This window comes from Neobacillus sp. DHD-1R (assembly GCF_057747995.1).
In genome coordinates, this window is the sequence record NZ_CM173232.1 from 12,911 (window position 1) to 26,397 (window position 13,487).

The 13,487-nt window shown below is 39.9% G+C and carries 12 protein-coding genes and 4 tRNA genes; all 16 read left to right on the forward strand.

Annotated elements, in window-relative coordinates:
• Positions 1-61 precede the first annotated feature (61 nt).
• The 16 genes from AC3ANL_RS00070 to AC3ANL_RS00145 all read left to right on the forward strand — a co-directional run bounded on the left by AC3ANL_RS00070 (position 62) and on the right by AC3ANL_RS00145 (position 13,117).
• On the forward strand, positions 62-928 hold the full coding sequence (locus AC3ANL_RS00070) for a mechanosensitive ion channel family protein (protein WP_488327263.1): 867 nt from the start codon (positions 62-64) through the stop codon (positions 926-928).
• A 24-nt stretch (positions 929-952) separates the two neighbouring features.
• Entirely contained in the window at positions 953-1,150 is a 198-nt protein-coding gene (locus AC3ANL_RS00075; RefSeq protein ID WP_335557244.1) for a DUF951 domain-containing protein, read from the forward strand.
• 48 nt (positions 1,151-1,198) lie between these two features.
• The gene (locus AC3ANL_RS00080; protein ID WP_488327264.1) at positions 1,199-3,205 is read left to right on the forward strand and encodes a molybdopterin-dependent oxidoreductase; all 2,007 of its coding nucleotides are present in this window, start codon (positions 1,199-1,201) and stop codon (positions 3,203-3,205) included.
• Between the two features lie 171 nt (positions 3,206-3,376).
• On the forward strand, positions 3,377-4,477 hold the full coding sequence (gene ychF, locus AC3ANL_RS00085) for a redox-regulated ATPase YchF (protein ID WP_488327265.1): 1,101 nt from the start codon (positions 3,377-3,379) through the stop codon (positions 4,475-4,477).
• A gap of 211 nt (positions 4,478-4,688) precedes the next feature.
• Complete coding sequence (gene rpsF / locus AC3ANL_RS00090; RefSeq protein ID WP_007088221.1) at positions 4,689-4,976, forward strand: 30S ribosomal protein S6; 288 nt, start codon at positions 4,689-4,691, stop codon at positions 4,974-4,976.
• Positions 4,977-5,085: 109 nt separating this feature from the next.
• Entirely contained in the window at positions 5,086-5,592 is a 507-nt protein-coding gene (gene ssb, locus AC3ANL_RS00095) for a single-stranded DNA-binding protein (protein WP_488327266.1), read from the forward strand.
• Between the two features lie 47 nt (positions 5,593-5,639).
• Complete coding sequence (gene rpsR, locus AC3ANL_RS00100; protein ID WP_007088219.1) at positions 5,640-5,879, forward strand: 30S ribosomal protein S18; 240 nt, start codon at positions 5,640-5,642, stop codon at positions 5,877-5,879.
• Positions 5,880-6,189: 310 nt separating this feature from the next.
• Complete coding sequence (locus AC3ANL_RS00105) at positions 6,190-7,134, forward strand: YybS family protein (protein ID WP_488327267.1); 945 nt, start codon at positions 6,190-6,192, stop codon at positions 7,132-7,134.
• Positions 7,135-7,159: 25 nt separating this feature from the next.
• Positions 7,160-9,133, forward strand: a complete 1,974-nt coding sequence (locus AC3ANL_RS00110; RefSeq protein ID WP_488327268.1) for a DHH family phosphoesterase — start codon at positions 7,160-7,162, stop codon at positions 9,131-9,133.
• On the forward strand, positions 9,130-9,579 hold the full coding sequence (gene rplI / locus AC3ANL_RS00115) for a 50S ribosomal protein L9 (RefSeq protein ID WP_488327269.1): 450 nt from the start codon (positions 9,130-9,132) through the stop codon (positions 9,577-9,579). The genes AC3ANL_RS00110 and rplI overlap by 4 nt, the downstream gene beginning before the upstream one ends.
• A 174-nt stretch (positions 9,580-9,753) precedes the next feature.
• A complete protein-coding gene (gene dnaB / locus AC3ANL_RS00120; RefSeq protein ID WP_488327270.1) occupies positions 9,754-11,106 on the forward strand; it encodes a replicative DNA helicase in 1,353 nt (450 codons plus the stop codon).
• A 193-nt stretch (positions 11,107-11,299) separates the two neighbouring features.
• Positions 11,300-12,592, forward strand: coding sequence for an adenylosuccinate synthase (locus AC3ANL_RS00125; RefSeq protein ID WP_488327271.1), 1,293 nt, complete (start codon positions 11,300-11,302; stop codon positions 12,590-12,592).
• A gap of 137 nt (positions 12,593-12,729) precedes the next feature.
• A tRNA-Lys gene (locus tag AC3ANL_RS00130) sits at positions 12,730-12,805 on the forward strand.
• 16 nt (positions 12,806-12,821) lie between these two features.
• Positions 12,822-12,893, forward strand: a tRNA-Glu gene (locus AC3ANL_RS00135).
• 66 nt (positions 12,894-12,959) lie between these two features.
• Positions 12,960-13,036: transfer RNA gene (locus tag AC3ANL_RS00140), tRNA-Asp, on the forward strand.
• A gap of 8 nt (positions 13,037-13,044) precedes the next feature.
• Positions 13,045-13,117: transfer RNA gene (locus AC3ANL_RS00145), tRNA-Phe, on the forward strand.
• The last annotated feature ends 370 nt before the right edge of the window (positions 13,118-13,487 follow it).

The window sequence follows — 13,487 nt, forward strand, 5'->3', positions numbered from 1 at the left end:
TGCTATTATCTAGATAAAAAAATTGCTAAAATAGGATAAATGGGTTTGAGGAAGGTGTAAAATGAATCTCACATCAAAAGGAATTCAAGCAGATATTAATAAATTTCAAAACGAAGCTACATGGCTGAATCTTGGGGAAGGTTTGCTAAAAATTATCGCCATTTTGGTTGTGGCTAATATCATAATCCGTATTGGCAAAATAGCTATCCATAATATTTTCAAAATTAGAACTCTGTCGCCTCTTAATACGACCGAACGGCGGGAAGATACACTTTCAAAGCTGCTGGATAGTGTGCTTACCTACGCGGTTTACTTTATTGCGATTATGATGATTCTTTCTGTCTTAGGAATTGATGTGAAGGCCTTGCTTGCGGGTGCCGGAATTGTCGGTTTGGCAGTTGGTTTTGGTGCACAAAGTTTAGTAAAAGATATTATTTCCGGTTTCTTTATTATATTTGAAGATCAATTTTCAGTCGGTGATCATATTCGTATAGGATTATTTGAAGGTAATGTCGAAACCATTGGATTAAGAACAACAAAAATTAAAAGCTGGACGGGTGAAGTTCATATTTTACCAAATGGCAGCATTACTCAAGTAACCAATTTTTCGATCAATAATAGTCTTGCCGTTATTGACATTGCGATTTCTTATGGTGAAGACATTGATCGAGCGGAAAAGGTGATCGCTGATGCTCTTCTAACCATGGCAGACCAATATGAAGAGTTAACGAAAGCGCCTGAACTATTAGGAATACAAACGATGGGACCTACAGAGATTGTTTTACGTGTAATTGCTGAAACACTGCCTATGAAGCAGGCAGGCGTTTCCCGGGCGATTCGGAAGGATATTAAGCTTCTTTTAGACAAGAATGGTATTAAAGCTCCAAATCCAAGTCTTATGATGTACTCAGGAGGGTCTAATACCTAATTCATTAATAAGGGGGTTTAAGCAATGGAAGAAAAAGAATTTGCCCTAAATGACGTTGTTGAGATGAAGAAACAGCATCCGTGCGGCACCAACCGTTGGAAAGTTATCCGTATGGGAATGGATGTACGCATTAAGTGTGAAGGGTGCGGGCACAGTGTCCTCATTCCAAGGAAAGAGTTCTCTCGAAAAATGAAGAAAATCTTAGTGAAGCATGAAGAATAAATTTCATGCTTCTTTTCAATAGAATTTGATAGTTAGGGGGTGGAGTTAGTGGCAGAAATATTTAAGGCAGCGTGTCCGTTGAATTGTTGGGATAGCTGCGGTTTCAATGTAACAGTTGACCAAGACAAGGTTGTTAAAGTAGAGGGAGATCTGACACATCCGATTACAAAAGGGAAAATTTGTGGACGAGGCCGGATGCTGGAAATAAGAGCTAATTCCGAAGAACGCCTTTTACACCCCTTAAAAAAGGTAAATGGCGAATTTATGCGGATCTCGTGGGAGCAAGCACTTGATGAAATAGCTGTGAAATTAACAGGTATTAAAGAAAAGTATGGGACAACCGCTGTCCTCCACAGCCATGACTATGCTAATAATGGGATCCTAAAAAACCTTGATCAACGTTTTTTTAATTGTTATGGCGGGGTTACGGAGCTCTATGGTTCACTTTGCTGGGGTGCGGGAATAGAAGCGCAAAAATGGGATTTTGGTAATGCATATAGCCATGAACCAGATGACATATTTAATAGTAAAAACATTGTGATCTGGGGAAGAAATGTAGCGCGCACCAACATGCATCTTTACGAAAAGCTGCTGCAAGCCAAGAAACGCGGGGCAAAATTATATGTGATTGATCCGCTTTATAATGCAACAGCAAAACTAGCCGATGCGTTTATAACCGTTAAGCCAGGAATGGATGGCTTATTAGCCGCTGGTATGATGAAGGAAATCCTCCGTTTAGAGATGGAGGATCGGGATTTTATTGAGCAATCCACACACGGGTTTTCAGATTTATTGCGGCTGCTTGAAGGTATTTCATTAGAAAAAATAAGCGAAATGACAGAAGTGCCTTGTGAGATTATCACAAAAATGGCAGCTGTCTATGGCGAGCAGCCAACGGCAACTTATATGGGGTTAGGGTTACAACGCTATAAAAATGGCGGCAATACCATTCGGATGATTGATGCCCTTGTGGCGATCAGCGGAAATATCGGCCTGGCCGGGGGCGGGGCTAATTATGCTAATCTTCAAGTAGGTCAAAGTTTTTCCTTTGATGAGTTAACCCTTCCAGAGCGCAAACAACAACATCGGCAATTTTCGATTATGAAGCAGGCAGAAGAGATTCTTCGGGCAAAGAATCCTGAAATACAAATGATTGTGGTTTCTTGTGGAAATCCGTTGACCCAGGTGCCTGACACCCATGTCGTTGAAAAAGCCTTCTCCTCTGTGCCGACTCTTGTCGTGCTGGAGCAGTTTATGACGGATACGGCGAGGCTGGCTGATTATGTGCTGCCAATCACCAATGCATTTGAAGAAGCAGATTTTTATTATTCTTCCATGTATCATCATTATGTGAATTATGGTCCTAAGCTTGTCTCTTCTCCTGGTGAAGCACAACCGGATTTATGGATTTGGACACAATTAGCAGAACGGCTCGACTTTGGAGAAGATTTTCATTTTTCAAGAGATGAGTGGCTGGAGATGACCCTTAGGCCATTAGAAAGAAAAGGCATTACCCTTGAAAAATTAAAGAAAATCCATCATATCGAGCTCCCAGTGGATAAAATACCATGGCAGGACCATAAATTCCAAACCCCAACCGGTAAATATGAATTTACTTCGTTAGCAGGTTGGCAAAAAGAGAATAACGGCTTGTTATCATTGGCAGTTCCAGACGAGTCGAAATGGGTAAATCCTTTGCTTGCAGAAAAGTACCCTTATCATCTGCTGACCATTCACCCCTTACGATCTAACCACTCACAGCATTATCACCTTTTAGAAGGAAAGCAGCAGCTAAAAGTAGAGGTTGCTGCAAATATAGCTGAAAAATTGGGATTGAAAAATAATGATTGGGTCAGAGTATGGAATGAGCGCGGTGAAGTAAATGGTTTTGTGACCATCATACCTAGAGCCCACCCGAATACGATTAATATCGATGAAGGGATTTGGAAGAGGTTTGGCGGGTCTGTCAATAACCTGACTGCTAGTGGTGTATCTGATAATGGTCTTGGCAGCACCTTATATGATTGTCTAGTCAATCTTGAAAAATTAAATTAACGGCTGGTCTGTCGCTCCTCCTTGTGAAGGGATGTAGTGCCGCAAAACGCTCGATAAGTTTAGTATGCCTTGTCTTTTTAGGATTAGTTGCCTATAATTGTGAGAGGCTTTTTAATCTCAGAACTAATTTATTCATATAGATCATCGATTTTTTTAGAGGAGTGAAAGAAAATGGCATTAACAGCCGGTATTGTTGGTTTGCCGAACGTTGGTAAATCTACATTATTTAACGCAATTACACAAGCAGGAGCGGAATCAGCAAACTATCCCTTCTGTACCATTGACCCAAACGTGGGGATTGTTGAAGTACCAGACCACCGCTTACAAAAATTAACGGAACTTGTTCAACCCAAAAAGACTGTGCCAACCGCATTTGAATTTACCGATATTGCCGGGATTGTTAAAGGGGCAAGTAAAGGGGAAGGGCTTGGAAACAAATTCCTTTCACATATTCGCCAAGTGGATGCAATTTGCCAAGTCGTTCGTTGCTTTGCAGATGATAATATTACCCATGTATCAGGTAAAGTTGACCCCATTGATGATATTGAAACGATCAACCTCGAGTTAATTCTTGCGGATATGGAATCTGTAGAAAAGCGAATTGGCCGTGTTGAAAAATTAGCTAAGCAAAAAGACAAAGATTCTGTTGCTGAATTTGAAGTCCTTTCGATGCTTCGTGATGCTTTTGAGGCAGAAAAGCCAGCTCGTACCGTTGATTTCACGGAAGAACAATTGAAATTAGTTAAAGGTATGCACCTTTTAACGATCAAGCCTGTCCTATATGTAGCCAATGTTAGTGAAGATGATATTGCTAATCCTGCGGGAAATGAATATGTTCAAAAAGTACGCGAATTTGCGGCTGCTGACAATGCTGAAGTAATCGTTATTTGTGCAAAAATAGAAGAAGAAATCGCTGAGCTTGAAGGCGAAGAAAAAGCGATGTTCCTGTCTGAGCTTGGGATTGAGGAATCCGGCTTGGACCAATTAATTCGTGCCGCATATAGCTTGCTGGGATTAGCTACTTATTTCACTGCAGGTGTACAAGAAGTGCGCGCCTGGACATTCAGAAAAGGAATGAAGGCTCCTCAATGTGCCGGAATCATTCACTCTGATTTCGAACGCGGCTTTATCCGTGCCGAAATTGTTTCTTATGATGATCTACTTGCTGCCGGCAGTCATAATGCAGCTAAGGAAGCAGGGAAAGTCCGTTTAGAAGGTAAAGAATATGAAGTAAAAGACGGCGACGTCATTCACTTCCGATTTAATGTTTAATCATGGCGATGGCGGTGTGAGCGAAGCTCCACCCCATTTTCTTTTTTTCAGGGATTTTCGATTAGCTCCATCCTTCTTTTCATAATAAAATTGGCAAATCTGTGAAGAGAATTGCTTTTAGTGAATACTTGTGCTATAATTTTAACTTGTGAGTAATGAATAATTGCTCCTTGCCCATTAGGGCCGTTTAGACCAAAAGGAGGTGACTGTGATGAAAAAGTACGAAATCATGTACATCATCCGCCCAAATATTGAAGATGAAGCAAAAAAGGCTCTTGTTGAGCGTTTTAACACAATTCTTCTTGATAACGGTGCGGAAACTGCTGAAACAAAGGATTGGGGTAAGCGTCGTCTTGCATATGAAATCAATGATTTCCGCGACGGATACTACGAAATCGCTAAAACAACATCTTCAGCTGCTGCAGTACAAGAATTTTCTCGTCTTGCAAAAATCAGCGAAGATATCATTCGCCATATCGTAATTAAAGAAGAAGAATAAGATAGAAAAGCGAAAGTGACCATTGGGAACTGGAGCTGAACATTATACAATTTCTGAACTGATTTGTTTCACGTGAAACAATGATTCAGAAGAAAAGGAGTTGATTCTGATGATGAATCGTGTCGTGCTTGTTGGCCGTTTAACAAAAGATCCAGATTTGCGTTATACACCAAATGGGGTTCCTGTAGCTACTTTTACTTTAGCGGTTAACCGTCCATTTTCTAATCAATCGGGTGAACGGGAAGCAGATTTTATTAACTGTGTTGTTTGGCGTAAACCTGCTGAAAATGTGGCAAACTTCTTGAAAAAGGGCAGCCTAGCAGGTGTTGATGGCCGTATTCAGACCCGCAACTATGAAGGACAAGATGGTAAACGTGTTTACGTTACAGAGGTTCAGGCAGAAAGTGTTCAATTTCTAGAACCAAAATCATCTGGCGGTGGAAGAAGCAATGATTACGGTGTTCCTCCAATGGAACCGCAAGGTAATCCATATGGCAGCAACAATCAGAATCAACGTCCAAATCAAAACCAAAACAAAGGTTTTCAACGAGTGGATGAAGATCCATTTGCTGGAACTGGTCAGATTGACATCTCTGATGACGATCTACCGTTTTAAAGAAACCTTTTAAACGTTACTAAATAAACCTAAAGGAGGGAATTTTCATGGCAGGAGGACGTAAAGGCGGTCGCGCAAAACGCCGCAAAGTGTGCTATTTCACAGCAAATGGTATCACTCGCATCGATTATAAAGATGTTGATTTACTAAAAAAATTCATCTCTGAGCGTGGAAAAATTTTACCACGTCGTGTAACTGGTACAAGCGCTAAATATCAACGTAAACTAACAGTTGCAATCAAACGTGCACGTCAAATGGCATTATTACCATTCGTGGCTGGAGAATAAAAACTAAAAGTAAAAAGACAGTAAGGTGTGTCCTTACTGTCTTTTTCTTTTTATAATATTAGAATTTATAAGTCTTGACTTTGAGAATTGTCCAGCTCCAGCGCCCTAGCGGCTAGTATCCTTCGCTCTCCGCCCTACGATAAGTCAACATCGAATCGCTACCGCTCTTCGTGTTTCCTTTATCTCAGTTGGAGCGCTCCAGGCCATACGCCGCTGACCAGGGCGCTTGCGCTTTTATTATTAAAGTTGTATCAAAACATGTAAGTGGCTAAAATAGAGAGATAGATTTAATTATTTATGAGGTGTTGAAGTGAAAAATGTTCGCAACTTAACAGAAGGGGCTGTTCTGTTAGCCGCCTTTATAGTTTTTTTATTAATAACCATCTACATACCACCTTTAACTGTGATTAGTGTCTTTATCCTGCCGCTGCCATTTATCATGTATGCTGCTAAAAATAACCTAAAAAATATAGCTGTCTTTTTTATAGCTGCTTTAATCCTTTCGTTTATAACCGGTTCTTTTCAAGGTCTTGGTTTAATGCTTCTTTTTGGAATGGCTGGCGTTGTCATGGGTTATTTGGCTCAAAAAACGAACAGTAGAACAGCTATTTTAATTGGAGGTACACTTACCTTTATTGTCGGATTGGTTCTTTTTTATGTAGTGCTTGTGGCCTTTATGAAAATTGATTTTATTCATGAGTTAAAAATGGCCTTAGAACAATCGATGAAATCATCCCAAACCATGCTGAAGGCAGTCGGAAAAGAAGACAAGATTAAGCTTTTGCAGGAGCAAAACGCGGCTTTTATTAAAGGTATTAAAGAGTTAGCTCCAGGATATTTAATCACTGTGTCTATCTTATATGCCTTTATTACGCAGTGGATTTGTTTTCCTATTGCCAAAAGGTTTGGTATAACAGTTGAATCGTGGGGGAAATTTAGAAATCTTATGCTGCCTAAAAGCCTACTTTGGTATTATTTAGCGGCGTTAGGAGGATACTTGATTTTTCATCCTCAAGAAGGCACTTATTTGTACTTAGTTTTTATGAATGCAAGATTTATTTTGGAAATCTTCTTATTCCTGCAGGGACTAGCTTGTTTATTTTATATTTTTCATCAACGTTCGATTGGAAAAGGACTTGCCATGTTCGTTGTAATTCTATCTTTCATCATACCGATTGTTCATTATATAATAAGGATATTAGGCATTGTCGATTTAGGATTTGATTTTAGAAAGCGGTTTGAGAAAAAAGAGTAAGACTTACGTCAAGGAGCTGAAGAATTTGCCTGCATTTTTAGAAAAGCGGTCAATACGGTACCCTTTTTATGGGCTAATTGGCGTTACAATCATTTTGCTTATTATCCTAACACTATATAATTGGATCTTAAGTGCAGCTGGGCTCTTGTTAATGCTGTTCCCTCTTTATTACATGGTGGTCATTGACCGCCGTGAGCGAAAAGAGATGGAAGAGTATATCTCCACCTTGTCCTATCGGGTTAAAAAGGTGGGCGAAGAAGCCCTAATGGAAATGCCAATTGGAATTATGCTCATAAATGAGGAATATTACATTGAGTGGTCTAATCCCTATCTATCCACTTGTTTTGATGAAGAAACATTGGTAGGTAAATCACTTTATGATATTGCCGATGTGCTTATTCCATTAATTAAACAGGAAGTTGAAACGGAAGTAATTACCCTTCATGAACGTAAATTCCGTATCGTTCATAAACGAGATGATCGGCTATTATACTTTTTTGATGTAACCGAGCAAACTGAAATTGAGAAAAAATATCAGGATGATCGTACGGTCATTGCTACTATTTTTCTCGACAATTATGATGATCTTACCCAAGGTATGGATGATCAGATGCGAGGCAGTATTAATAATTTAGTGACTTCCATTTTAAACAAATGGGCCCAAGATAATGGGCTCTTCTTAAAAAGAGTTTCCTCTGAACGATTTATTGCTGTTTTTAGCGAACGAATTCTTCGGATGCTTGAAAAAGGGAAATTTTCCATTCTCGATGAGGTGAGGGAAATGACCTCTAAGCATAATGTTTCTTTTACCTTAAGTATCGGCATAGGCACGGGTGTTACTTCCTTAACAGAGCTAGGAGCTCTTGCCCAGTCAAGTCTTGATTTAGCCTTAGGCAGGGGTGGAGACCAAGTAGCTATTAAACTGCCAAGTGGCAAGGTGAAATTCTATGGTGGGAAAACCAATCCTGTTGAGAAGCGGACAAGGGTTCGAGCACGGGTCATTTCCCATGCTTTAAGGGATTTAATCATTGCCAGTGATAAAGTCATTATTATGGGCCACAAAAACCCCGATATGGATTCGATTGGTTCAAGTATTGGGATTTATAAAGTTGCCCAAATGAACCAGAAGGAAGCCTTTATTGTGGTGAATATGCAAGAAACAGATAATAGTGTGAAGCGGTTAATGGATGAAATCCGTCATCATGAGGGATTATTTTCCCACTTTATTGACCCTGAAGCCGCATTAGATATTGCAACAGATAAAACCTTGCTTGTCATTGTTGATACCCATAAACCATCACTTGTGATTGAAGCACGTTTATTAGACAAAATTGATCATGTGGTGGTTATTGATCATCATCGCCGCGGTGAGGATTTTATTTCAAATCCACTGCTGGTTTATATGGAGCCCTACGCCTCTTCAACAGCCGAATTGGTCACAGAATTTTTGGAATACCAGCCAAAACGGGGTAAAATAGAGGTTATAGAGGCAACGGCCCTTTTAGCAGGAATCATTGTTGATACGAAAAGCTTTTCATTAAGAACGGGCTCAAGAACCTTTGATGCTGCGTCCTATTTACGCGCACATGGAGCCGATAATATCCTTGTTCAGAAGTTCTTGAAAGAGAATGTCGATACATATATCAAAAGAGCTAAGTTAATTGAGTCGGTCTCCTTCTACCGTGATGGGATTGCAATTGCGAAGGGAACGGAAATAGAGCCTTATGATCAAGTGATTATTGCCCAAGCGGCCGATACCTTGTTAACAATGGATGGGGTACTCGCGTCCTTTGTGATTGCTAAGCGCGGCGAAGGAATCATCGGGATTAGTGCAAGGTCGCTTGGAAATATCAATGTCCAGGTGATTATGGAAAGTCTTAAAGGCGGCGGTCATCTCACAAATGCTGCGACCCAGCTGACTGGTCAATCGATTGAAGAAACAGAAGAACAATTAAAGCTGGCTATTAATGATTATTTTGAAGGAGTGAAGAAGGAATGAAAGTAATTTTTCTGAAAGATGTTAAAGGTAAAGGAAAAAAAGGTGAAGTTAAAAATGTTGCAGACGGTTATGCACATAACTTTTTAATCAAGCAAGGGTTAGCGAAAGAGGCAAATAGTGCCAACATTAGTACCTTAGATGCACAAAAAAAGAAGGAAGAAAAGGCTGCAGCAGAAGAACTTGCAGAAGCTAAGAAACTAAAAGAAGTTTTGGACAAAATTACGGTTGAATTAACAGCAAAAGCAGGTGAAGGCGGCAGATTGTTTGGCTCCATCACCACAAAGCAAATTGCTGAAGATCTGCAAAAGAAACATGGCATAAAACTTGATAAGCGTAAAATGGAATTAGCCGACGCGATTCGCACTCTTGGCCACACTAAGGTACCAGTGAAGCTTCACCATGAAGTGACAGCTACCTTAACTGTTTCGGTCACAGAGGTAAAATAAGGACAAGTGGTGCTGTAAAAAATTTGCCAGTACGCAAGGACGAATAAACATGATAGAATAAAAAAGTAATCAATGTGCTGTGATCGGTTTTTTACTGGTCACTTTTTCTTTTGGAGATAGGATATGTTTGAAATGAATAATAATCTTCCTTCTAAGATAGGAGGTTTTTGATAGATGAATGATGTATATGCGGATCGTATGCCGCCACAAAATATTGAGGCTGAGCAAGCTGTATTAGGTGCTATATTTTTAGAGCCATCAGCTCTTACGTTGGCTTCAGAAATCCTAATACCGGAAGATTTTTATCGTGCCTCACATCAAAAAATCTTTAATGTGATGCTAAATTTAAATGATCAAGGGAAAGCCGTTGACCTTGTTACGGTAACAGAGGAGCTGGCAGCTGCCAAACTCATCGAGGATATTGGCGGTGTCAGTTATTTAAGTGACTTATCTGGTTCTGTTCCGACGGCAGCCAATATTGAATATTATGCTAGAATAGTAGAGGAAAAGTCACTACTTAGAAGGTTAATTCGGACAGCAACCAATATTGCCTCTGATGGATATTCCCGTGAGGATGAAGTTGAATCACTATTAAGTGAAGCAGAAAAAAGTATTATGGAAGTAGCTCAGAGAAAGAATGCCGGTTCTTTCCACAGTATTAAGGATGTCCTTGTTCGTACCTATGACAATATTGAGGAAATGCATAATCGTGTCGGAGATATTACGGGTATTGCAACAGGGTTTGCAGAGCTAGACCGGATGACGGCAGGTTTTCAGCGGAATGATTTAATTATTGTTGGTGCACGTCCTTCTGTTGGTAAAACAGCCTTTGCTTTGAATATTGCTGCAAATGTCGCAACCAAAACGAGTGAAAACGTCGCGATATTCAGCCTTGAAATGGGTGCTGAACAGCTGGTGATGCGTATGCTGTGTTCAGAAGGCAATATCGATGCACAGCGGCTTCGTACGGGGTCGCTTACAGATGAAGACTGGGGTAAGCTGACAATGGCAATGGGGAGTCTCTCCAATGCTGGAATCTATATCGATGATACTCCAGGTGTTCGTGTGAATGATATCCGCTCAAAATGCCGCCGCTTAAAGCAAGAGCATGGCTTAGGAATGATATTAATTGATTACTTGCAGCTTATCTTAGGAAGCGGACGATCTGGTGAAAACCGCCAGCAGGAAGTATCGGAAATTTCCCGTTCCCTTAAGCAGTTAGCTCGTGAATTGAAGGTCCCTATTATTGCGCTGTCTCAGCTTTCCCGTGGTGTTGAGCAACGTCAGGATAAACGTCCGATGATGTCTGATATTCGTGAATCAGGAAGTATTGAGCAGGATGCCGATATCGTTGCCTTCCTTTATCGTGATGATTACTATGATAAAGAGTCAGAGAATAAGAATATTATAGAAATTATTATTGCCAAACAGCGGAATGGTCCAACAGGAACGGTGGCGTTAGCGTTTGTGAAGGAATATAATAAATTCGTAAACCTCGAGACACGCTATGATGCTCCAGGTGCATAGTATAAAGGATATCTCAAAAAGGGTCAGACCCCATTTTTGAGATATCCTTTTTTGTATTTTGAAAGATACATATATTTACGAACATAAATTTATAAAATAATATAAAACGTTCGTGTTTTATTGACTTTCCTTTCATTAAATTGATAAAATATAAGAAGAATAAATAAGAACAGAAATTTCGGAGGTGCCATTCATGTCATCAGTAGTGGTTGTTGGAACGCAATGGGGAGACGAAGGAAAAGGGAAAATTACTGACTTTCTTTCTGAAAATGCAGAGGTAATTGCTCGTTATCAAGGTGGGAATAATGCTGGCCACACGATCAAATTTAACGGAGAAACCTATAAATTACATTTAATTCCTTCTGGGATATTTAATAAAGAGAAAATTAGTGTAATCGGCAATGGTATGGTTGTAGATCCTAAAGCCCTTGTTGAGGAACTGGCATACCTACATGAAAAAGGAGTAACAACCGAGAATCTACGGATTAGTAATCGTGCCCATGTCATTCTTCCTTACCATTTAAAATTAGATGAAGTTGAAGAATTACGGAAAGGTGCCAATAAAATCGGAACAACGAAAAAAGGAATTGGTCCTGCTTATATGGACAAAGCTGCTCGTGTTGGAATCCGGATTGCTGATTTACTTGACCGTGAAATTTTTGAAGAAAAATTGGCGCAAAACCTCGAAGAAAAAAACCGTCTATTTGAACGTATTTATGAGACAACTGGCTTTACAAAGGAAGATATTCTTGATGAGTATTTTGAATATGGCCAACAAATTAAACAATACGTTTGTGATACTTCTGTTGTATTAAATGATGCTTTAGATGATGGCAAACGGGTTTTATTTGAAGGAGCTCAAGGGGTTATGCTTGATATTGACCAAGGTACTTACCCATTCGTTACATCATCCAATCCTGTAGCGGGAGGCGTAACGATCGGTTCCGGCGTTGGTCCTTCTAAAATCACTCATGTAGTGGGTGTTTGCAAGGCCTATACGTCTCGTGTTGGAGACGGCCCATTCCCAACAGAATTGAATGATGAGACGGGTAATCGCATCCGTGAAGTAGGTCGTGAGTATGGAACAACTACAGGCCGCCCACGCCGTATTGGTTGGTTTGACAGTGTTGTTGTTCGTCATGCTCGACGGGTCAGCGGTTTAACTGATCTTTCTTTAAATTCCATTGATGTGTTAACAGGGATTGAAACCTTAAAAATTTGTACAGCTTACCGGTATAATGACGAAGTGATTACTGAATATCCAGCCAACTTAAGAATATTATCACAATGTGAACCTATTTATGAGGAACTTCCAGGCTGGAATGAGGATATTACCGGGGTAAAATCATTGGATGAATTACCTGAAAATGCCCGTCATTATGTGGAACGCGTAACCCAGCTGACAGGTGTCCCATTAACAACCTTCTCTGTTGGACCTGATCGCACACAAACAAATGTCGTACGCAGCCCTTGGAGACAGGCATAATATCTAACAAAGAAGCCCTCTTTTTAGAGGGCTTTTAAATTAAATGAAAGTTTTTTTAAAAAAGTATTGCACAATCTTCTACTTCCATGATAATATAAAAAGCGTCGTCACAATACGACAAACAAACACATAAGTACGAGCCATTAGCTCAGTCGGTAGAGCATCTGACTTTTAATCAGAGGGTCGAAGGTTCAAGTCCTTCATGGCTCACCATTTTCGTATTATTTATGGCCCCTTGGTCAAGCGGTTAAGACACCTCCCTTTCACGGAGGTAACACGGGTTCGAGTCCCGTAGGGGTCATTGGCTTTTGATTGTCAGTGAGTGACTGGCAAGGACGGTTTCCTTGCTGATGATCAATTTAATAATGGTCTGGTAGTTCAGTTGGTTAGAATGCCTGCCTGTCACGCAGGAGGTCGCGGGTTCGAGTCCCGTCCAGACCGCCATGATTTATGGCTCAGTAGCTCAGTCGGTAGAGCAAAGGACTGAAAATCCTTGTGTCGGCGGTTCGATTCCGTCCTGCGCCATAAAAAAAGAAGTTTGCACTGGCAAGCTTCTTTTTTATTTTGAGTACAACATCCCCCCTTTCGTAATACCATTGCAATAATTTTTCCTCTTTTTTACAAAAAACCCTCCTTTATTTATCCTAGACCATTAACTATAAAACTACTACTCTAGAACTATCAAAAAACCTTAATCTATAAGTATTTTTATCTATATTTCAAAGCTAAAACGACAGAAATCTGTGACGAAATGACTAGAATATTACACCGGAATGTAGAAAAATGTCAGCTATTATACATTTTTATTACATTATTAAGACTATTAATATTTTAAAATTAAATTATGGTAAAGTAAAAGAGGTCTAAAATTCTAGAAATTTATTACTGAAAAAGT

What these genes read in the sequence shown, in the direction of transcription:
- AC3ANL_RS00070 (WP_488327263.1), top strand. Translation starts at nt 62, where the DNA reads ATGAATCTCACATCAAAAGGAATTCAAGCAGATATTAATAAATTTCAA.
- AC3ANL_RS00075 (WP_335557244.1), top strand. Translation starts at nt 953, where the DNA reads ATGGAAGAAAAAGAATTTGCCCTAAATGACGTTGTTGAGATGAAGAAA.
- ychF (WP_488327265.1), top strand. Translation starts at nt 3,377, where the DNA reads ATGGCATTAACAGCCGGTATTGTTGGTTTGCCGAACGTTGGTAAATCT.
- rpsF (WP_007088221.1), top strand. Translation starts at nt 4,689, where the DNA reads ATGAAAAAGTACGAAATCATGTACATCATCCGCCCAAATATTGAAGAT.
- ssb (WP_488327266.1), top strand. Translation starts at nt 5,086, where the DNA reads ATGATGAATCGTGTCGTGCTTGTTGGCCGTTTAACAAAAGATCCAGAT.
- rpsR (WP_007088219.1), top strand. Translation starts at nt 5,640, where the DNA reads ATGGCAGGAGGACGTAAAGGCGGTCGCGCAAAACGCCGCAAAGTGTGC.
- rplI (WP_488327269.1), top strand. Translation starts at nt 9,130, where the DNA reads ATGAAAGTAATTTTTCTGAAAGATGTTAAAGGTAAAGGAAAAAAAGGT.
- dnaB (WP_488327270.1), top strand. Translation starts at nt 9,754, where the DNA reads ATGAATGATGTATATGCGGATCGTATGCCGCCACAAAATATTGAGGCT.
- AC3ANL_RS00125 (WP_488327271.1), top strand. Translation starts at nt 11,300, where the DNA reads ATGTCATCAGTAGTGGTTGTTGGAACGCAATGGGGAGACGAAGGAAAA.